The sequence below is a fragment of the Pelagimonas sp. genome (assembly GCF_058892305.1).
Window position 1 is genome coordinate 16,724 of sequence record NZ_JBZXVN010000066.1, and the last position, 20,559, is coordinate 37,282.

18 protein-coding genes and 1 pseudogene are annotated in these 20,559 nt (G+C 54.7%); 13 read left to right on the top strand and 6 right to left on the bottom strand.

Annotation, left to right across the window (positions count from 1 at the left end; translation table 11 throughout):
- Positions 1–13: 13 nt before the first annotated feature.
- Positions 14–919 carry a carbohydrate ABC transporter permease gene (locus tag AC5EFR_RS21815; RefSeq protein ID WP_493577827.1) on the bottom strand — a complete coding sequence of 302 codons (906 nt, stop codon included), beginning with the start codon at positions 917–919 and terminating at the stop codon, positions 14–16.
- 103 nt (positions 920–1,022) lie between these two features.
- Positions 1,023–2,273: an ABC transporter substrate-binding protein gene (locus tag AC5EFR_RS21820; protein WP_493577828.1), complete on the bottom strand. Its 1,251-nt coding sequence runs from the start codon at positions 2,271–2,273 to the stop codon at positions 1,023–1,025.
- A gap of 162 nt (positions 2,274–2,435) precedes the next feature.
- On the opposite strand from AC5EFR_RS21820, the gene AC5EFR_RS21825 reads away from it, so the two are divergent.
- Both AC5EFR_RS21825 and AC5EFR_RS21830 read left to right on the top strand, forming a co-directional pair.
- Positions 2,436–3,227, top strand: a complete 792-nt coding sequence (locus tag AC5EFR_RS21825; protein ID WP_493577829.1) for an IclR family transcriptional regulator — start codon at positions 2,436–2,438, stop codon at positions 3,225–3,227.
- A gap of 16 nt (positions 3,228–3,243) precedes the next feature.
- Positions 3,244–4,302 carry an ABC transporter ATP-binding protein gene (locus AC5EFR_RS21830; RefSeq protein WP_493577830.1) on the top strand — a complete coding sequence of 353 codons (1,059 nt, stop codon included), beginning with the start codon at positions 3,244–3,246 and terminating at the stop codon, positions 4,300–4,302.
- 274 nt (positions 4,303–4,576) lie between these two features.
- Here the strand turns inward: AC5EFR_RS21830 and AC5EFR_RS21835 are convergent, their stop codons facing one another.
- Positions 4,577–5,794 (bottom strand): threonine synthase, encoded by a 1,218-nt coding sequence (locus tag AC5EFR_RS21835; RefSeq protein ID WP_493577831.1) that lies wholly within the window; start codon positions 5,792–5,794, stop codon positions 4,577–4,579.
- Between the two features lie 197 nt (positions 5,795–5,991).
- On the opposite strand from AC5EFR_RS21835, the gene modA reads away from it, so the two are divergent.
- From modA to modC, 3 genes are read left to right on the top strand one after another with little or no spacing between them, the layout of a single operon-like run.
- A complete protein-coding gene (modA, locus tag AC5EFR_RS21840; RefSeq protein WP_493577832.1) occupies positions 5,992–6,756 on the top strand; it encodes a molybdate ABC transporter substrate-binding protein in 765 nt (254 codons plus the stop codon).
- A gap of 3 nt (positions 6,757–6,759) precedes the next feature.
- On the top strand, positions 6,760–7,449 hold the full coding sequence (gene modB, locus AC5EFR_RS21845; RefSeq protein ID WP_493577833.1) for a molybdate ABC transporter permease subunit: 690 nt from the start codon (positions 6,760–6,762) through the stop codon (positions 7,447–7,449).
- Positions 7,449–8,534, top strand: coding sequence for a molybdenum ABC transporter ATP-binding protein (modC, locus tag AC5EFR_RS21850; protein ID WP_493577834.1), 1,086 nt, complete (start codon positions 7,449–7,451; stop codon positions 8,532–8,534). The genes modB and modC overlap by 1 nt, the downstream gene beginning before the upstream one ends.
- Here the strand turns inward: modC and AC5EFR_RS21855 are convergent.
- Positions 8,531–9,307 (bottom strand): aldolase/citrate lyase family protein, encoded by a 777-nt coding sequence (locus tag AC5EFR_RS21855; RefSeq protein ID WP_493577835.1) that lies wholly within the window; start codon positions 9,305–9,307, stop codon positions 8,531–8,533. The two genes, modC and AC5EFR_RS21855, sit on opposite strands and share 4 nt — an antisense overlap.
- Before the next feature lie 362 nt (positions 9,308–9,669).
- Between AC5EFR_RS21855 and AC5EFR_RS21860 the strand changes: the two genes are divergently transcribed.
- Complete coding sequence (locus AC5EFR_RS21860; RefSeq protein WP_493577836.1) at positions 9,670–10,602, top strand: MYG1 family protein; 933 nt, start codon at positions 9,670–9,672, stop codon at positions 10,600–10,602.
- 1 nt (position 10,603) lies between these two features.
- On the top strand, positions 10,604–11,248 hold the full coding sequence (locus tag AC5EFR_RS21865; protein ID WP_493577837.1) for a glutathione S-transferase: 645 nt from the start codon (positions 10,604–10,606) through the stop codon (positions 11,246–11,248).
- Positions 11,249–11,324: 76 nt separating this feature from the next.
- On the opposite strand, the gene AC5EFR_RS21870 is transcribed toward AC5EFR_RS21865, so the two are convergent.
- A complete protein-coding gene (locus AC5EFR_RS21870) occupies positions 11,325–12,101 on the bottom strand; it encodes an IclR family transcriptional regulator (protein ID WP_493577838.1) in 777 nt (258 codons plus the stop codon).
- A gap of 147 nt (positions 12,102–12,248) precedes the next feature.
- Here AC5EFR_RS21870 and AC5EFR_RS21875 point away from each other — a divergent pair, with 147 nt between their 5' ends.
- From AC5EFR_RS21875 to AC5EFR_RS21900, 6 genes are all read left to right on the top strand, one after another.
- On the top strand, positions 12,249–13,763 hold the full coding sequence (locus AC5EFR_RS21875) for an ABC transporter substrate-binding protein (RefSeq protein ID WP_493577839.1): 1,515 nt from the start codon (positions 12,249–12,251) through the stop codon (positions 13,761–13,763).
- A 101-nt stretch (positions 13,764–13,864) separates the two neighbouring features.
- Complete coding sequence (locus AC5EFR_RS21880; RefSeq protein WP_493577840.1) at positions 13,865–14,782, top strand: ABC transporter permease; 918 nt, start codon at positions 13,865–13,867, stop codon at positions 14,780–14,782.
- Position 14,783: 1 nt separating this feature from the next.
- On the top strand, positions 14,784–15,698 hold the full coding sequence (locus tag AC5EFR_RS21885; RefSeq protein ID WP_493577841.1) for an ABC transporter permease: 915 nt from the start codon (positions 14,784–14,786) through the stop codon (positions 15,696–15,698).
- Between the two features lie 2 nt (positions 15,699–15,700).
- Complete coding sequence (locus tag AC5EFR_RS21890; RefSeq protein WP_493577842.1) at positions 15,701–16,726, top strand: ABC transporter ATP-binding protein; 1,026 nt, start codon at positions 15,701–15,703, stop codon at positions 16,724–16,726.
- Complete coding sequence (locus AC5EFR_RS21895; protein ID WP_493577843.1) at positions 16,723–17,706, top strand: ABC transporter ATP-binding protein; 984 nt, start codon at positions 16,723–16,725, stop codon at positions 17,704–17,706. The genes AC5EFR_RS21890 and AC5EFR_RS21895 overlap by 4 nt, the downstream gene beginning before the upstream one ends.
- A 79-nt stretch (positions 17,707–17,785) precedes the next feature.
- Positions 17,786–19,189: a M20 family metallopeptidase gene (locus AC5EFR_RS21900; RefSeq protein ID WP_493577844.1), complete on the top strand. Its 1,404-nt coding sequence runs from the start codon at positions 17,786–17,788 to the stop codon at positions 19,187–19,189.
- Positions 19,190–19,389: 200 nt separating this feature from the next.
- On the opposite strand, the pseudogene AC5EFR_RS21905 reads toward AC5EFR_RS21900, so the two are convergent.
- Positions 19,390–20,472: pseudogene (locus tag AC5EFR_RS21905) on the bottom strand (IS3 family transposase).
- Between the last annotated feature and the right edge of the window lie 87 nt (positions 20,473–20,559).

The following is a 20,559-nucleotide window of genomic DNA, read 5'->3' on the forward strand; positions in this document are numbered from 1 at the left end:
TCTGATACCTCCCTTAATGACGCGACTGGCGTTCTTCGCGGTACATTGACCACAAGAAATAAGCGATGAAGAACAACATGATAAAGAACAAGACCACAGCGATGGCCGATCCGTAGCCCATGCGGAAACCGTATTCCGACAGCGCCTTTTCAAACATGTAGAATGACAGGACCCGCGTTGAGCCAAACGGCCCACCGTTCGTCATGATCGAGATCAGGTCAAACGAGCGGAGTGCGCCGATGATGGTCACAACAAAGGCGATAAAGGTGGCTGGGCGCAGCTGAGGCAAGATCACATACCACAGCATTTTGAACCCCTTGGCACCGTCTAACCGCCCGGCTTCGACCTGTTCAGGGTCAACCGCATTGAGGCCAGTTAGGTACAAGATCATGCAATAGGCTGTTTGTGGCCAAAGACCCGCCGCGATGATCCCATATGTCGCCAATGTCGGGTCCCCAAGAACGTTGATTGTATCCATACCCAGCGTCGTCAAAACCGCATTAAGCAGACCTTCGCGCGGGAGGTAAAACCAAGAGAAGACCAGACCAACGACAACTTGAGAGATGACGAAAGGGAAGAAAAACAACGACTTGTATAGTCGAATGCCAAAAACCGTCTGGTTCAGGAATAGGGCAATGAACAACCCCGCCGGGATCGCCAGAAGATATAGGACCAACCATTTGACGTTGTTCCAGAGCGAGATTTCGAAGTTGCGATCGGTCAGAAGCTCTTCGTAGTTGCGGGTGCCGACATAGGTTGCCTCACCCAAACCATCCCATTCATAGAGCGAGATGTTGAAGCTCTGAAAAATCGGAATGATCACATAGGCCGCAAAAAACAGTATCCCCGGCAGCAAGAACAGCAGGGGGGTCAGGGTCATACGGTTTCGCTTGGCCCAGCTATGATGTGCTGTGCTCATGTCTTATCCTCCCAAAGAACCGGCGAATGCGAAAACAGTCATCTACTGCTTGCGAATACACCGAAGGGAATGCGCCCCACCAAGTGGCAGGGCGCAAGCTGGATTACTTGTAGATACGCTCACGCGCAGACTCGAGACGGTTCAGGATGTCGTCGAGGTTGTCAGGGAACACCATGAATTCCTGCAGACCTTCCATACCGATAGAGGCCATTTCCGCAGGGAAATCGCGGTCAAAGAACTGAGCGATACCGCCAGTTGCGTTGTTTGACAGCATGTCAAAGCCCTGGTTCAGGAACTCGTCATCATCAACCGAAGAGCCAGAGTTGACGGGCAATTGGCCGAGGCCGGAACCGGCGTTGATTTTGGTCTGAACGTCGGCAGATGTCACATACTGAAGGAAGGCGCGCGCGGCTTCTTTGTTCTGAGCACCCGAGGCGATGTGGAAGGTGTCGGTTGGGGCATCTTCGCCCATTGGCACATCAGCAATCTTTGGGAACTGATAGAAATCGATCTGCTCATCGGTCATGCCGCCTTCACGCAGATGCGGAACAACGAAGTTGCCCATCAAATACGCCGCAGCTTCGCCTTTGACCATAAAGGGCAGGGCTTCCTGCCAGCTATAGGTCTGGTGGTCATCGATGAATGCGCCCATGTCGATTAGCTTGCGCCAGTTTGCGAATGTTTCGCGCACTTCGTCCGACGTCCAGGATGCTTCGCCCGTGGCCAACTTCATGTGGAAGTCAAAACCGTTGGTGCGCATGTTCATGTAGTCAAACCAACCGCCAGCTGTCCAAAGGAACTTGGAACCAATGGTGTAGCATTTGCGACCGGATTCGAGGATTTTAGCACAGTTGGCGATTTCTTCGTCAAAGGTTGCTGGCTCAGACAGGCCCAGCTCTTTGAAGATGTCTTCGCGGTAGTAGATGCCCCACTGGTAGTAGGTGTAGGGAACGCCCCACTGTTTGCCGTCTAGGGTCATCGCGCCTTTGACGCTATCCAGGCCTGGCAGATCGCCATTCGAATACATATCCGAAATGTCTTCGAACAGGCCAGCATTGACGTACGGGCCCATGCGGTTGGCAGCGTACCAGTTGATCACATCAGGCGCATCAGCGGTCAGCGCGTTACGAATCTGGCTTTTCCAAGCTTCACGGTCAACGATCTCGACCTCAACTTCAAGGGCGGGATGCATTGCATCGAAGTCAGCCGCGAGGCCTTCCATGATCGCGCGTGGTGCGGGGTTCGACATATCAGACATGATACGTAGTTTGCCGCTCAGCTCAGCCATAGCCGGTGTAACGAGTGCGGTCGACAGGGCCAGTGCGCCTGCAACCGAAGCGAATTTCTTAAGCATGGTGTCCTCCCAATAGCTTGTTGTCGGGTGCTTCAACTTGGGTTCCGATTTGGTTCCAAATAATGAAACTAGTTTCCAACTATTGAAACTATGTCGGATTCGGGCTAGGACTGTCAACAGTCTCGTTAGGTCCTGCTAATGAGATCGCGGGAGGAGACGCTTATGAACAGTCAGGTAAAACCGAAGGCTTCTGCCGACGGAACCGTTGGTAAGGCATTGGAAGTTCTGGATTTGGTTGCAGCCAAAGGTCGACCGGTGCGCTTTGGTGAACTATTAAACGAATCCTCTCACCCCAAGGCGACCCTGTATCGTCTGGTTCAGACCCTGACCAACCAGGGCATGCTGGCCTATGACGAATCGCACCAAACTTATGCACCTGGGTTGCGCTTGGTTCGCTTGGCCCATGCCGCATGGCAACAAAGTTCCCTCGCGCCGATTGCCCGTCCGTTTCTTGATGACTTGTCGCGCGAAGTTGGCGAAACCATCCACCTTGCTCAGTTGGATGAGGGGCAAGTTCTTTATGTCGACAAACGCAATGCCCTAAAACCAATCGAAATGTTTTCGGCGGCGGGCAAGGTTGGTCCTGGGTATTGCACCGGTGTTGGCAAGGCGATGATCGCCCATCTTGATGACGAGGCCCGCGAAGCCGCCATTCAGCGGCAATCCTTCTTTGTTCACACCCCCGGCACGATTTCGAATTCCGACGATTTTCGAGCCGAGTTGGATGCCATCCGCGCCGAGGGTATCGCCTTTGACCGCGAAGAACACGAACCGGGCATCATTTGCATTTCCGCCCCCATTCTTGGCTCAAATGGCCGGGTTCTTGGGGCGATGTCGATCACCACATCGACGCAACTTAAATCGCTGGACGAGCTGTCAATGCTCCGCCCAGCTCTCACCCAAACTGCACAACAAATCGCTGAGGCTGCCGAATCCTGGCAGTTCCCTGCGTAAAACCAAGGAGACCACAATGTCTGGCGTCACGCTAAACAATGCTGTGAAGAAATATGGTGACACGCAGGTCATCCACAATGTGGATCTGCAAATCGAAGAAGGTGAGTTTTGTGTTTTTGTCGGCCCGTCGGGCTGCGGTAAATCCACCCTGTTGCGCATGATCGCCGGGCTAGAAGAAACCAGCAGCGGCCAGATAAGCATCGGCGCGCGCGACGTGACCCAAATGGATGCGGCCGATCGCGGCGTGGCCATGGTGTTCCAGACCTACGCGCTCTACCCGCATATGACCGTCGAAGAGAACATGGGCTTTGGCCTGAAGATGAACAAAGTGCCAAAGGCCGAAATCCAGAAAAAAGTGGGCGAAGCCAGCCGTATTCTGAAGCTAGACGACTACCTTAAACGCAAGCCCAAGGCGCTATCTGGCGGTCAACGCCAACGGGTTGCCATTGGACGCGCGATTGTTCGCGGCCCCGAGGTGTTCTTGTTTGATGAACCCCTGTCGAACCTAGATGCCGAATTGCGCGTTGATATGCGCGTCGAAATCGCTCGCCTACACAAAGAAATCGGCGCGACAATGATCTATGTGACCCACGATCAGGTCGAAGCCATGACTTTGGCCGACAAAATCGTCGTGTTGCGCGCCGGGGTGATCGAGCAGGTTGGCTCTCCTATGGAGCTATACAAAAACCCCGACAATCGCTTCGTCGCTGGCTTCATCGGTTCGCCTTCTATGAATTTTTTGCGCGGTGTGGTCGATGGCGGCAAAGTTCGCCTAACCGATCTGAACCGCACAATTGAGGCCAATGTCACCCTTCCTGCCGATGGCAAACCGGTCTTGGTCGGGGTTCGCCCCCAGCACATAACAATTGATGAGACAGGGGATGATCTCACTTTGGACATCCGTGAACGTTTGGGTGGCGTGGCCTATGACTATCTGCTGACCGAAGCTGGTGACAAAATCACGGTTGAGACCGACAGTGACGAAGAAATTGCCGAAGGGTCAAAGGTCACCATCGGTTTTGCTCTCGAGAACACCATGTTCTTTGACGGCGAGACGGAAAAGCGCCTGCGATAATGCCAGTCAATTCTGGATAAAGAGGCGCGCCGGCACCTGCGGCGCGTCTTTTTTTGACTGCGGTGCACCACCGCAAATCGGTTCCCAGTCTTACGATCGAAAAACTATTATTGGCTCCGAGGTATCAACACCTACCTCCTCCAGTTTTCCAATATGAGCGAGGTGAGGTCGGCGAAGTTTTTTATCGCCACACACTTCGCGAATGACCACCGGATTTTCTCCGGTTGTCAAATTTCAAGAGCACAGCTTTCCGAACTATTTGACAAAATCTGGGTCAAAACTGATCGAAATCGATGTCTGCATCTTTGTCCAAGCGGCCAGTCACGTCGGGCAAGGGGTATTTCAAACCCGTTGCACAGTTCCAAAGCACGGCTTTGTCGGTTTTCTTGATCTGACCAGCGGCAAGCGCTTGTTTATACGCGACTGCGGTTGCCGCGCCTTCGGGACACAAAAGCACCCCTTCATCGGCGGCAATGGCGTCGCGCATGGCCATGATATCTTCGTCCGGAACCGCAATCGCGAACCCATCTGACTCGCGCACCGCGCGGATAATCAAGAAATCACCGACAGCGATGGGCACCCGAATTCCGGCCGCAACGGTGTGGGCGTCTTCCCACAAGGGGGCGTGTTCTTCGCCCTCTTCCCACGCCTTAACGATGGGTGCGCAACCGGTGGCTTGCACGGCGACCATGCGCGGCATTGGCCCGTCGATCCACCCCATTTCCTGCAACTCGGCAAAGGCCTTCCACATGCCGATCAGCCCGGTGCCACCACCGGTTGGGTAGAAAATCACGTCCGGCAGCTCCCACCCAAGCTGCTCCGCCAGCTCAAGACCCATCGTTTTCTTGCCCTCGATCCGGTAGGGCTCCTTTAGGGTAGAAATGTCGAACCAGCCAACGCGCTCTTTGCCTTGGCCAACGATCTTGCCGCAATCGTTGATCAAGCCGTTGACCATATAGGTGTCACCACCTTGCGATTGAATTTCACGGATGTTGATGTCTGGCGTGTCCGACGGGCAAAGCACAGTTGATTTCATACCGGCGCGCCCCGCATAGGCCGCCATCGCAGCGCCTGCATTTCCGTTTGTCGGAATCGCCAGATGCTTTAACCCAAACTCCTTAGCCATCGACACCGCAAGGCACAAACCGCGCGCTTTGAACGACCCTGTTGGCAAGCGGCCCTCGTCTTTGACCAAAACGTTGCCCGGTTGCGCGCCAAGATGATGTGCACTTTGCTCAAGTGGTATGATCGGCGTCATCACCTCGCCCAATGACACCCTGTTTTCGGCGTCCGCAACCGGCAAGAAGTCAGCATAGCGCCAGAACCCGGGGGCCTTGGACTTGGCCAATTCTTCTTTGCTGAGCTTGGCTTTCATCGCGTCCAAATCATAGCGCACCAAAAGAGGACGCCCCGCTTCGGACAACCCATGCACCTGACCCGCCGGATAGATTTTGCCAGTCAGCGAACATTCTAAGTGGGTAACAAAGCTCATATGCGTGGTCCTTTCGCGCGCGGGTTCACGCTTTGCTAGGGGGGCGGTCCATGGCTCGGCAAGGTTGGAAGCACTGATAAAGAAAACACAAATCGCCGATTAACCGCTGCAAAATCGCTGTACGACCATGGGTGTAGCTTTTTGCGCTAGATGCGCGCGCGCCGACATGTCATTCAATTGGGCAAATGACCGGTAACATGATCACATCATTCTTTCGCGGCTGGCTTTCTGGGCTGGCGGCTTTGGTGTTTTTGCTCGCCTCCCCTGTGCGCGCCGACGACATTACAGTGTTCGCCGCCGCCAGCCTCAAGAATGCGTTGGACGAGGTCGTTGCGGGCTTTGCGGCTGAAACGGGCCATAAGGCCACCGTGTCTTATGCAGGATCTTCGGCCTTGGCGCGACAAGTTGAGTTAGGTGCCCCTGCTGACGTGTTTGTGTCCGCCAACAGCGATTGGGTCGACTATCTTGAAGGCAAAGGGGCGGTACGCGCCGAAACCCGGATAAACTTGCTCGGCAACCAATTGGTTTTGATTTCTCATACGCCTCAAGCCGCGCTTGATTGGGAGGCCATCGACTTGGCCGCTCTTTTGGATGGCGGACGGTTGGCCATGGCCATGGTACAGTCGGTACCAGCCGGGATTTACGGAAAAGCCGCTATTGAAAACTTGGGGCAGTGGGATGAGATCGCGCCCTTGGCGGCTCAGGTTGACAATGTCCGCGCCGCTCTGGCCTTGGTCGCCCTTGGCGAGACCCCGTTCGGCATTGTCTACGCAACCGACGCACTGGCCAATCCGCGCGTTCACATTGCGGCGCGCATTCCGGGTAATAGCCATCCAGCCATTGAATACCCGGCGATTGCTATAACCTCCGGCGGCGCGACCATAAACCTGATGACTTATCTGCAAGGGGCACAGGCCAAATCGATCTTTGAAAAGCACGGGTTTTCCGTGCTGGCGGAATAAGCCATGGATTGGCTAAGCCCCGAAGAATGGAGCGCCGTCGCCCTATCTTTGCGCGTGTCGCTTTGGGCGACGGCTTTGGCCCTACCCTTTGGATTGTTCATCGCCTATGCGCTGGCCCGGTGGGATTTTCCGGGGCGCCAAATCCTAAATGGCTTGGTGCATCTGCCGCTAATTTTGCCGCCTGTTGTCACCGGCTATTTACTTTTACTGACCTTTGGCATGCGCGGGCCGGTTGGGTCGATCCTACATGACATGGGCATCACATTGGCCTTTCGCTGGACCGGCGCAGCATTGGCCGCCGCGATCATGGGTTTTCCCTTGATGGTTCGGGCCATGCGATTGTCGATTGAGGCGGTCGATCCAAAATTGGAAGAAGCCGCCGCAACGCTGGGGGCATCTCGGGTTTGGGTCTTTGTGACTGTAACCCTGCCGTTGATCCTTCCGGGTGTTCTTGCCGGGGCTATTTTGGCCTTTGCCAAAGCTATGGGGGAATTTGGCGCGACCATCACCTTTGTCTCAAACATACCCGGACAAACCCAAACCCTGCCCTCGGCAATTTACGCGTTCCTACAGGTGCCGGGTGGTGAGGCATCGGCCCTTCGTTTGGTTACTATTTCAGTCGTCGTTGCGCTTGGCGCGTTGATCCTATCCGAAGTTCTCGCCCGACGGATGACACAAAGGATCGGTCGCTGATGGGGCTGTCTGTCAACATACAACATCGGCTTGGGGACACGCATTTCGACCTGAGCTTTGAGGCTCCGGATGGTTTGACCGTTTTATTTGGTCGTTCAGGAACCGGCAAAACGACCGTGATCAACGCCGTCGCCGGCTTGTTGCGCCCCGACACAGGGCGGATCATAGTCGATGATCGGATGCTTTTCGACAGCTCGGCAGGTATTAACCTCCCGGTTCACAAACGTCGCCTTGGCTATATCTTCCAAGACGCCCGGCTTTTTCCGCATCTTAGCGTTCTCCAAAACCTGAAGTTTGGACAATGGTTTGCCCCCCGCGGTGCGCGCAAGGTAAGCCTTCCGCGGGTTGTCGAGATGTTGGGCATTGGTGATTTGCTTGAGCGCCGACCAGTGGGCCTATCCGGTGGAGAGAAACAACGCATTGCCATTGGGCGCGCCCTTCTCGCCGGGCCAGAGTTGATATTGGCAGATGAGCCCCTTGCCGCATTGGACGACGCCCGCAAGGCAGAGATATTGCCCTATTTTGAGACCCTGCGCGACGAAACAAAGGTGCCCATTCTGTATGTCAGCCACTCCGCCGTCGAAGTTGCCCGTCTGGCCACAACGGTTGTCGCTTTGGAAAATGGTAAAATAGCCCGTCAGGGGAGCGCCGCTGACGTGTTGAGCGACCCAAGCTTTACGCCGACCGGGGTGCGTGCCGCTGGCGCAATCTTGCAAGCCAAAATAGCGGCGCACCACTCGGATGGTTTAAGCGAGTTGTCGGCCGGGGGGATTGCCCTGTTTCTGCCTAAACTCTCAAAACCCATCGGCTCAAACGTGCGGGTTCGGATCGCGGCGCAGGATGTTATCTTGTCCCGCCACCGGCCCGAAGGTCTTTCCGCCCTGAATATCCTGCCGGGGACAATCGAAGCCATTCGCGCCGGAGATGGCCCCGGCGCGATCGTGTCGCTCGTAACACCTGCGGGCAAAATACTGGCACGTGTGACCCGGCGCTCCGCCAATGCCATGGAGTTGCGCGAGGGTAGCCCGTGTCATGCGGTGGTCAAAACCGTGTCGGTCTCCCCCCAAGATGTAGGTGGCGCTTAATCCTTGAGGTTCTGGGCCGATTGCCCAAGCGTCCGGGCGGCCTGCGCGAACAAAGTCACGTCGATCCCTGCCCCAACAAATGTCGCGCCAAGATCGACGTAGCGTTTTGCAGCCTCTAAATCGGTGGTCAAGATTCCAGCCGCTTTTCCGGAGGCAACAATCTTTTGCAAGGTCTCGGCGATGATCGCCTCGACATCGGGGTGCGACGGGTTTGCAAGATAGCCCAAATCGGCCGCGAGATCCGCAGGCCCAACAAAAACAGCATCGACATCATCAAGCGCCAGCATTCCATCCAAGGCGTCCAATCCCAATCGGTTTTCGACCTGCAGGATTAGACAAATCTGGTCATCCGCCGTGGTGGCGTAGTCCGGGATCGCCGAAAACCCCGAAGACCGGCCCAAAGCAGAGCCAACCCCGCGAATGCCACGCGGCGGGTATTGGACGGCTCGCACCAGCTCGGCGGCTTGTTCGACGCTTTCAACCATAGGTACCAAGATTGATTGCGCACCGATCTCAAGAACCTGCTTCATCAATGCGACGTCGCCAACGGGGACCCGGACCACCGCATGGCTCGGCGACGGATCAATAACCTGAAGCTGTGACATGATCGAACGCAAGTCATTGGGGGCGTGTTCACCATCCACCAGAAGCCAGTCAAACCCTGCGGAACACATAATTTCGGTTGTATAGGAATTGCCGAATCCAACCCAACAACCTACTTGCAGCTCCTTGTTTTTTAGCGCTTGTTTAAGGGGGTTGAGCGGGGCGGGCATACGTGTTTCTCCTTGCAATCGGTCAAAGTTGAATGCGGCACCCAAGTGGGGTGGCCATTGCAACAAGACCCGATGTCGTTAACAGGTTATCAAACGGTCGCAAACATTTTTCAAAACCTTGAGCCTTGGAATTTCTGTCGCATGGCTCCTTGCGGGTCAAGACCTTGGCAAAGGTCGACGCCGCCGTGACCGTTCTGACTTGGGTGACCCTACCGGCATCTTGCCCTATGCGTGGCCCGTCACCCCATGTTTCACATTGTCGGAAAATCTGAGCAACAAATGCAGCAGTTGAAAGACGTATTTGGAGGAGATTAATACTCACTTTGATTGTACACAGTATCAAGAACCCAATCGGAGGCGAAATGAAACCAAAATTCCTAGTCACGCATTCCGGTGGGTTTCATGCGGATGAGCTTTGCTCCACTGCGGTTTTGTCGACACTTTACCCAGATGCACGCGTTGTGCGCAGCCGGTCCCCAGACTGGATAACCGCTTCAAAAGAAAAAATAATTTATGACGTTGGCGGCGTATATAGCGCAGAGAACAACGCCTTTGATCATCACCAACGAGGGGCCCCACTTCGAGAGGATGGTCAACCTTTCAGCTCTTTCGGACTGATTTGGAAACATTTCGGGAAGGCGTATCTTGAGACACTGAACGTCCCTCACGAACAACTTGTATCCGTGCACAAAACCCTAGACGCGAATTTCGTGCTCCCTATCGATCTGTTGGACAATGGCGCTATCGACCCGTCCATCGCAGACGTGTTGTCGCCTTTGACGTTTCCCAATCTTCTGGAAACTTTGAAGCCAACGTTTGATGAAGAAGAAGAAGACAGGGAGAACTTGGCCTTCCATGAGGCGGTCAATGTCGCCAAGCTTTTCATTGAAGCACAGGTGTCGCAAGCCGCTGCCCATTTAAGAGCAGACGCCCTTGTTCACCGTGCGATTAAGGCCTCCGAAGGGAAGCACATTCTCGAACTCCCCAAAGGCATGCCTTTTTGGAATGCCGTTAACACTGCCAACGCGGAACATTTGCTCTTTGTTGTCCACCCCAGAGGCCAAGGAGATTGGACACTGGGTGGCATTCGTACCAGTAAAGACAGTTTCGAATTAAGAGCCGACCTCCCAAAGGAATGGGGAGGGTTGACGAACCATGATCTGGAACGTGTAACGGGCGTTAGCGGGGCCACCTTTTGTCACAACGGCTTGTTTATAGCGGCGGCGACATCAAGGGACTCGATCTTGGATATGGCGCAAATCGCGGTCGAAAATGTTCTAGGACAAGCCAAATAACATGTCGCAAACGACGCCAATCCTATATAGTTTTCGACGCTGCCCTTATGCAATGCGCGCACGCCTAGCCATTGACAGTTCCGGAGTAGAGACGGAATTGCGCGAAATTCTTTTGAGACATAAACCGCCAGCATTTCTAGCGGCCTCGCCCTCTGCGACTGTCCCATGTTTGCTAGCTGACAATCAAACGATAGATGAGAGCTTAGATATCATGTCGTGGTCTCTCGGCCAAAACGATCCGGAAAACTGGTTGAAGATGCCGGACGAAGGTTGGGATTGGATACGAAAATGTGACGGCCCGTTTAAGCATAGCTTGGATAGGACAAAGTACATTACGCGCTATCCGGACGCGGACGAAAAGGTCGAAAGATCTCTGGCAACCGCGTTTCTTTCTGCCTTGGATGAGAAAATCGACACTTGGATATTTGGCCGCCCAACTCTGGCCGACTTTGCGATTTTGCCATTTGTCAGGCAATTCGCGAACATTGACAAAACTAAGTTTGAAGCCGCGCGGGTCCACTCCGTAGCAACTTGGTTAGATCGTTTTGAAACCAGCGAACGTTTTTTGCGCATCATGCAAAAATATCCAACGTGGCAAGACAACACCTCAGGTATCTTATTCCCCGCCAATACAGAAAATCGCTAGCGGCAAACCCGCGCTCGCTTTGCCGTGTTAAATCTCAATTCGATTGCGGTTTCGCGGGGGTTTTGGGGCATCTAGTTCACCTGGCACGCACATGGGGCGCAATGCCATGGGCTGTCTCAAGGATATAGGGGAGCAGCTCTGTTTGGATACGTTCACTGTTCCACAATTGTGACGAAACCGAGCATTGGATGGCCGCAAAGGCACGACCGTCCGGTCCTGTTATCGGGGCCGCGATCCCCGTTTGGTTCAAAATAATCTGGCTTTGCGACAAGGCATACCCTTGGTGTTCCGCTTCTTCGATGCTGCGTGTGATGTCGGCCTTGTCCAAGGTGGTTTGCGGGGTAAGCGCGTTGACGCTCCATGTGTTGATCAAGACGTCGCGCTCTGCCTTCGGGAATGTTGATAAGATCGCGCGCCCCGCGGCTGAGCTAAGCGCCGGTAATCTGCGTCCAACGATACTGGAGGAGAACTGGCTGCTGCGTCCCGGCACACGGCTGATATATAGGACGTGATCACCCGACAATTCGGCCAAATTGACCGTCGCGTCCAATTGGTGTGAGAGCTCGATCAGCTTTGGCATGGCCAATCTGACGAGCGGATTGGACCAAAAATAGGCATAGGCCATTTCCAGCCAAGCATGTGAGGGACGGAACCGTTTGGTCACAGGGTCTTTGTCCAGCATCCCTTCAATATGCAGCGTATTGGCAAGGCGCTGGACCGCGCTTTTTTCCAATCCGGTACGCTTTACCAGCTCCCCAAGAGACAACTCGGTCGCCGATTCGTCGAAGGTCCGCAAGATTTGCAGGCCTTTGGCCAAGGAACCGACGTAGAGGGTGTTCTGCTTTTTGTCCATTTCTTACGCTCTTGCAGGATTAAAGGGCAGTGTCCGGCATTTTTCCTTGACGGTGTGGCCCTAGATGCGGATCAATGTATTTATGAGTAATATAAAGTATTAAATAATAATACAACAACAAACAAACACAATCCTCAACGGGAGACTATGATGACACCTTCACTTCTAAGGTCCACGGCCATCGCACTGGCGCTTTGTACATCCGGCGCGGCTTATGCTGACAAGGCAAATGACACAATGTCGGTGGCTTTCACGAAAGAACTGGAATCTGTCGATAGCTATATGAACTCGGCCCGCGAAGGGATCGTGATTCAGCGCGCCGTATGGGATGGTCTTTTGTACCGCGATCCCGTGACCAATGAATACAAGGGCAATCTGGCCACGTCTTGGGAATGGATCGACGATCTCACAATCGAATTCAAGCTGCGCGAAGGCGTCACCTTTCACAACGGTGAAGCCTTCAACGCCGATGATGTTGTCTACACCGTTGATTTCGTCTCCAACCCTGAAAACGGCGTCAAAACCCAGCGCAACGTCAATTGGATGAAATCCGCTGAGAGAATTGACGACTACACCGTGCGTATCCACCTGAAATCGGCCTTTCCTTCGGCGATCGAATTCTTGTCTGGTCCGGTGTCCATCTATCCCAATGAATACTACGCCGAAGTTGGCCCCGCGGGCATGGCGCTAAACCCTGTTGGAACAGGTCCTTACAAAGTGACCGAAGTTGAGCCGGGTCAGCACTTTGTTTTGGAAGCCTACGACGGCTACCACGACAGCCCCAAAGGCAAAGCAACGATCAAGAAAATCGACATCCGCACCATCCCAGACATCAATACCCAGATGGCCGAAATGTTTAACGGCACACTGGATTTGATCTGGCAGGTTCCATCGGATCAGGCTGGGAAACTTGCTCAAATGGATCAATTCCAAGCGGTGAACGAAAGCACAATGCGGGTTGGCTTCTTGTTGCTGGACGTCGCTGGCCGCACACCTGACTCACCCTTTACAGACCTGAAAGTTCGTCAGGCCGTCGCACATGCGATTGACAGAACCGCCATCGTCGATGCGCTCCTGAAAGGCAGCAGCCAAGTCATTAATTCGTCATGTTTCCCAAGCCAATTTGGTTGCGACACCGACGTGACATCCTATGACTACGACCCAGAAAAAGCCAAAGCGCTTTTGGCCGAAGCAGGGTACCCAGACGGGTTCACGACTGATTTCTATGCCTACCGCAACCGTGACTATGCAGAGGCGATTTCCAGCTATCTCAACGCGGTTGGTATCAAAACCAACTTCAACATGTTGAAATATGCCGCTTTGCGCGATTTGTCAGCGACAAGTGGCGTTCCTGTGAACTTCCAGACATGGGGCTCATATTCGATCAACGACACCTCCGCCTTCACGGGCCAGTTCTTTAAACTGGGCGATTTGGATGCGGTCCGCGACCCTGCGCTGGCCGAGATTTTGGACGTCGCAGACACCTCCACCGATCCGGCTGTGCGTGTTGAGAACTACTCCAAAGCGCTCAACATGATCGCGGACAACGCCTACATGGTGCCGATGTTCTCCTACAACACCAACTATGTGTTCACCAACGAAGTCGACTACACGCCAACCCCGGACGAAGTGCTGCGGTTCGCGACGATGGCTTGGAAATAGGGGTTTCCCTATGGGCCGGGCATTGCAGTGCTCGGCCCGTTTTAGCTTTCGATCCCATTCCTAGAAACGACCAATCGCGTCGCTATTATAGGTGACTCTTCGTGCTCAAATTCATCCTCAAACGGTTGGGGCTGGCCTTTTTGGTTGCCATAACCGTCTCAATCATCAGCTTCATTCTGTTGTATCTTTCCGGCGATCCCGCAACGGCGCTTGCGGGTGAGGGAGCGACCTCTGCCGATATTCAGGCCATCAATGAACTCTACGGTTTTGATCGGCCCTTGGTGGTGCAATACCTGTCATGGTTCGGCGGCGCATTGACCGGTGATTTTGGCGAAAGTTACTACTTCAAGATGCCGGTATCGACCCTGTTGGCAGACCGGCTTTCGGTCACGATGTTGCTTGGGGTTTGCGGCATCAGCTTTGCGCTTTTGACCGCCGTGCCATTGGGTGTTTTGGCGGCAATGCGCCCCAATTCTCAGATTGATCGCTTCTCACTCTTTCTGTCCGTCGCAGGTCAGGCGATGCCGTCCTTTTGGTTCGGTCTGATCCTCGTTGTTGTCTTTTCGATCAAGCTGCGGTGGCTGCCGGCCTCGGGTGCGTCAACGCCTGCGCATTTCATCTTGCCGACGATTGTTTTGGGCTATTACGCCATGCCTGCCATCATGCGTTTGACGCGGGCTGGGATGCTTGAGGTCCTGTCCTCCGACTACATCCGCACGGCGCGCGCCAAGGGGGCACCCGAACATATCGTCTTGTTCAAACACGCCCTGCGCAACGCGATTATTCCGGTTGTCAGCCTCGCTGCCGTGCAGATGGGCTTCATGCTTGGCGGGTCAATCGTGGTTGAATCCATCTTTGCGCTGCATGGCGCGGGGTTCTTGGCCTATGAAAGCATTTCGCGCAACGATCTGCCCACGGTACAGGCGCTTATCCTGATTTTTTCCATGTTCTACATCGTGTTCACGTTCTTGGCCGATGTGCTCAACGCGTGGCTTGACCCACGCATGAGGAGCTCGTGATATGACAAACGTTACCCCCTCAACACTTGGCCCGGATCCGCTGTTGCAAGAGGTTGTCGGCCTGACACCCGCGCAAAAAATGCGCAAACGTGTCTTTGGCCATCATGGTTTGATTTTTGGCGGGATCGTCTTTGGTCTGCTGGTGTTGGTGGCGCTCTTTGCCCCCCTGTTAGCGCCCCATGATCCCTATGCGCAAAGCTTGATGGCGCGGATGCAGCCGCCTGTGTTTTTGGATGGCTCGTGGGAGCATCCGCTAGGCACGGATCACCTGGGCCGTGATTACCTGTCGCGGTTGATTTACGGCGCGCGTGTGTCGCTGTTGATTGGTCTGGTCGCCGCTTTGATTTCAGGCACCATCGGCACTATTTTGGGTGTCTGTGCGGGCTACTTTGGCGGGCGCGTTGACGCCGTCGTGACCTTTTTGATCAACGTGCGTTTGGCCATGCCTGTGGTTCTAGTTGCCTTGGCTGTTGTGGCCTTATTCGGCGGCTCATTGACGGTGGTGATCTGTGTGCTCGGGCTATTGCTCTGGGACCGGTTTGCTGTGGTGATGCGTTCTTCCACCATCCAAGTGCGCAACCGTGATTATGTCACCGCGGCCTCTGCCATCGGGGCCTCGACGCCGCGTATTATTCTGTCCGAAATCATGCCGAATATCCTCAACAATCTGATCGTTGTTGTGACCTTGGAAATGGCCCACGCCATTTTGTTGGAAGCGGTTCTGTCCTTCCTTGGTTTGGGCGTTCAACCCCCAACCCCATCATGGGGGTTGATGGTGTCCGAGGGCAAAAACATGATGCTGTTTGAACCTTGGTTGGTGTTGATCCCTGGTGCTGTGCTGTTCGTTTTGGTGCTCGCTATCAATCTATTGGGCGATGGTCTGCGTGACGTGACTGCCCCAGAAAGTCGGAATTGATCATGACACAGACATCTGAAAAACCCGTGTTGTCCGTCCAAAACCTGACCATCGACATCCCAACGGAAACAGGCACGCTGCACGCTGTACGCGGGATCGATTTTGATCTCAAGCGTGGTGAAACCCTCTGTATCGTGGGCGAAAGTGGATCGGGGAAATCCCTGACCTCTCTGGCGCTTATGGGATTACTGGGCCGTGGTCTGCGCCCTCGCGCAGACAAAATGGAATTCGACGGCGTTGATCTGACCAAGGCCAATGCCAAGACCATGCGGAACTTGCGCGGCAAACGGATGTCGATGATTTTCCAAGAGCCGATGACCTCGCTCAATCCGGCCTACACCATCGGTGATCAACTGATGGAGGCGCTTTTACTGCACGGCGGCAAGAGCCGTTCCGTGGCCCGCGCACGCGCCATCGAGCTGCTGCAAAAGGTCGGGATCACCGCCGCAGAAAGCCGCTTGTCGCAATATCCACACCAACTGTCTGGCGGGTTGCGTCAGCGTGTGATGATCGCCATGGCGCTGATGTGCGAACCGGAATTGATCATCGCGGACGAGCCGACCACGGCGCTTGATGTGACCATCCAGGCACAGATTTTGCGGCTGTTGATGGACCTGCAAAAAGAGATGGGCATGGCGCTGATTTTCATCACCCATGACCTTGGCGTTGTGGCGCGGATCGCTGACAAAGTGGCGGTGATGTATGCGGGCCAGCTGGTGGAAACCGGCGATGCCAAAGAGATTTTCAAAGCCCCATCCCACCCCTACACCCGTGGTCTGATCAATTGCATTCCTTTGCCCGGCACGACTGCACGCGGCTCAAAACTTGGCACTATTCCGGGCATCGTTCCGTCTTTGATCGGCGATGTAACAGGCTGTATTTTCCGCACACGCTGCGCCTATGCAAGCGACGCCTGTCGCGGTGACATTCCGCGCCATGTGTCGGGCGATGGCAGTCACGCGTTTCGCTGCGTGGATGACACGGGCTTTGCCCATAAAGAAACACAAAACGCGGAGGTTTCAGCATGACCAAAGCGACCACACCGGTGCTTGAACTGCGCAATGTGACCAAGACCTATACCGTCAAACAAGGGTTGTTTGGTACGGCCAAACCCTTGACCGCGCTCAACGATATTTCGCTCAAACTCGAACGCGGTGACGTTCTTGGGCTTGTCGGGGAAAGCGGATGCGGCAAGTCGACGATGGCCAAAGTCTTGCTGGGTTTGGAAAAACCGACAACGGGCGAGGTCTTGTTTGATGGAAAACCGCTGGGCACCGAAAACCGGATGGAGGTGGCCCGTCGCATTCAGCCGATCTTCCAAGACCCGTATTCCTCGCTGAACCCACGCAAAAGCATCGAAGATCTGATCGCCTTGCCATTGCGGGTGCACAACGTTGGCGACGAAGCCTCGCGGATGAAATCTGTGCGCGAGATTTTGGATATCGTCGGGCTGCCCAGCCGTGTGCTCAACACCTATCCAAGCCAAATGTCAGGTGGACAAAGGCAGCGGGTCGCCATCGCGCGTGCGTTGGTGATGAAACCTGAAATCGTGATCTGCGACGAGCCAACGTCAGCCTTGGACGTGTCAGTTCAAAGTCAGATTTTGAACCTGTTGGGCGAGCTGCGCGAAGAGCTGAACCTGACCTATATGTTCATCAGTCACAACCTGGCGGTGGTGGAACATTTGGCCACAAAGGTCGCGGTGATGTATCTGGGGCAGATCGTCGAGGAAAACACCGTCGAAGGTCTGTTTGATCAAACGCGCCACCCTTATTCCAAGGCGCTTTTGGACTCTGTGTTGACGCCTGACCCCGACATGGACGTGCCTGATACGCAGCTTGGCATGGCTTATCCAAACCCGATTGATCCGCCGTCAGGATGCCATTTTCACCCGCGTTGCGCGCTTGCCACTGAGTTTTGTCGCGATCATGCACCGCGGAGCCAATCATTCGAGCATGGGCGGATCAAGTGTCATTTGCATGATGCTGAGACCTCAATGGGAACGTGACGCGGCGCAAGGCCGATCATGCCAAAATGCTGGTACAACGAAATTCAAAACCGAACAAAACCGACAAGGATAATAGGGTATGACCCGCGCAGATGCAGTGAGCCAAGCAACCGAGTATTTTGAAAGCGGTCGCCTTCAGTCCGAGCTTGCGGATTTGGTTAAATACAAGAGTGAAAGTCAAAATCCTGCCCAAGAGGCCGTGCTGGAACAGTATTTGGTCGAAGCCATTCAGCCGCGCCTTGAGGCGATGGGTTTTGAATGCAGCATCCATGAAAACCCGAGCACGAAAATCAAAGGCGGGCCGTTTTTACTTGGTGCGCGCGTTGAGGACCCGGCCTTGCCCACGGTTTTGACATATGGCCATGGCGATGTGATCTGGGGGCAAGAGGGCGAATGGCGTGAGGGCCTGACGCCGTTTGAATTGATCGAAGAAGGCGAGAACCTGTACGGACGCGGATCTGCGGACAACAAGGTGCAGCACTTGGTCAATATCGCAGCGCTTGAGACCGTGTTAAAGACGCGCGGCAAGCTTGGGTTTAACGTCAAAATCGTCATGGAAATGAGCGAAGAAATCGGCTCTCCCGGTTTGTCCGAGATGATGGACATGCATCGTGAATATCTGAAAGCCGATGTGTTTATCGCTTCAGATGGCCCCCGCCTTAGTCCCGAGCGCCCGACAATGTTTATGGGCGCACGCGGTGGGGCTGGTTTCGATCTGGTTGTGGACCTGCGCGAAGGGGCCCATCATTCGGGCAATTGGGGCGGGCTCTTGGCCGATCCTGCGATCATTTTGACCCACGCCTTGGCGACAATCACTGATGCGCGCGGGCAAATCCAAATCCCCGAATGGCGCCCCACCAGTCTCAGCCATGAGGTGCGCGACGCCTTGGCGCTTTTGCCGATGGATCACACAGATGACCCCAAGGTGGATGAAGATTGGGGCGAAGAAGCCCTGACCCCAGCGGAACGGGCCTACGGCTGGAACAGCTTTACGGTACAGGCGATGAAGGCCGGCATCCCCGAAGCACCGGTGAACGCCATTTCGCCCATGGCCTTTGCCCGCTGTCAGCTGCGCTATGTGGTGGGCACGGATGTGGATGACATCGTGCCAGCCCTGCGCCGCCATCTGGATGCCCATGGGTTTCAAGCAGTGCAGGTTGTGCAATTGGACAAGGGCGTGTTTGGCGCGACCCGTTTGAACCCAAGCCATCCTTGGGTGAGCTACGTCAAAGCCTCTTTGAAAGAAACCACAGGCAAAGACCCGCATGTGATTCCCAACTTGGCTGGGTCTTTGCCGAACGATTGCTTTGCCGATGTTTTGGGTCTGCCAACGGTTTGGGTGCCGCACAGCTATATGGGCTGCAAACAGCACGCGCCCGATGAGCATGTGTTGAAATCCGTCTGCCGCGAAGGCGTCGAGGTGATGACTGGTCTGTTTTGGGACATCGGGACATCCGTTCCGCAAGTCTCCTCCGACGCTTAAGCGATTTAAGGGCGCACGCACCAATGTTGTGCGCTCTTATGGCGGGAGGATTGCTACTGGCATAGACCACATTCAGCAATGGGCGACCTGACACCAATAGAATTTTTGCAGAGTAGAGCGATGGACAAGATAGCGGCCTAACGCCATTGATCTAAACCAAGGGTAATCCCCCCATTTTTAGAGGGGCGCGTCAGTCGAATCTAAGCTGCTCTCAATTTCTGTATCGGGGTCATCCCGCCGATCCCCATTTTTGGTCTTTCGTTATTGTATGTCCAGAGCCAACGGGTGGCATGGTCTTGCACCTCCTCGATGCTGTTAACGTGATATCGCCCCAGCCATTCGGTTCGGACAGTCCGGTTATATCGTTCGACATAGGCATTCTATTGAGGCTTGCCCGGTTGGATGTAGATCAGGCCGATCCCGGCCTTTTCTGCCCAGTTCTGAGGCCTGGCACTGACGTATTCGGGGCCATTGTCTACGCGAATGGCCAACGGTTTCCCGCGCCAGGCAATGATCTGGTTCAGTGTCCTGACCACGCGTTCAGACGGCAGCGAGAAGTCGCTCAATGGCCTGTCCCTCACGATTGAAGTCATCAAGCACGTTCAGCATCCGGAAGGACCGACCGTCCGCCAGCTGATCCGCCATGAGGTCCATAGACCAGACCTCCTTCGGTGCTTCAGGCACGGCCAGTGGTTCAGGCTTCTCCCGTTGAAGCCGTTTCCTTGGTTTGATCCGCATTTTCAGCTCCAGCTCGCGATAGATGCGGTAGGCACGCTTGTGGTTCCAGCCAAAGCCTTTGACGTTCCGCAGATGCAGGAAGCACAGGCCAAAGCCACAGGTCTTCTTCGCTGTCGTCAGCGCCACTAACCAATCCGCGATCAACTCGTTCTCATCGCTGAGCTTTGGCTGATATCGGTAGCAGGTCTCGCTGATCGGGAACGCCCGGCAAGCCAGAGCGATGCCGGCGGATCGGTAGCGCACCGCCCATTCGGCCATCTCGCGCCTTTGAGACGGCCTCACCACTTTTTTCCCAAGGCTTCCTTTAGCAGATCGTTCTGCATGCTCTTCTCGGCATACAACTTTTTCAGGCGCCTGTTCTCTTCGTTCAGCTCATTCATCCGGGCCATCAGGCTGGCGCCCATACCGCCATACTTGGAACGCCACTTATAGAAGCTCGCGCTACCCATGCCGTGTTCGCGACACAGATCGGCAACCGGCACACCATTCTCAGCCTGCTTCAAGATCGCCATAATCTGCGCGACGCTGTACTTTGATTTCTTCATCAGAATCTCCTCTGTCATCTTCGAGAAAATTCTATTTTCAGACACCCTTAAATTTCGGGGGGATTGCCGGATCCGCCGCACAAGATC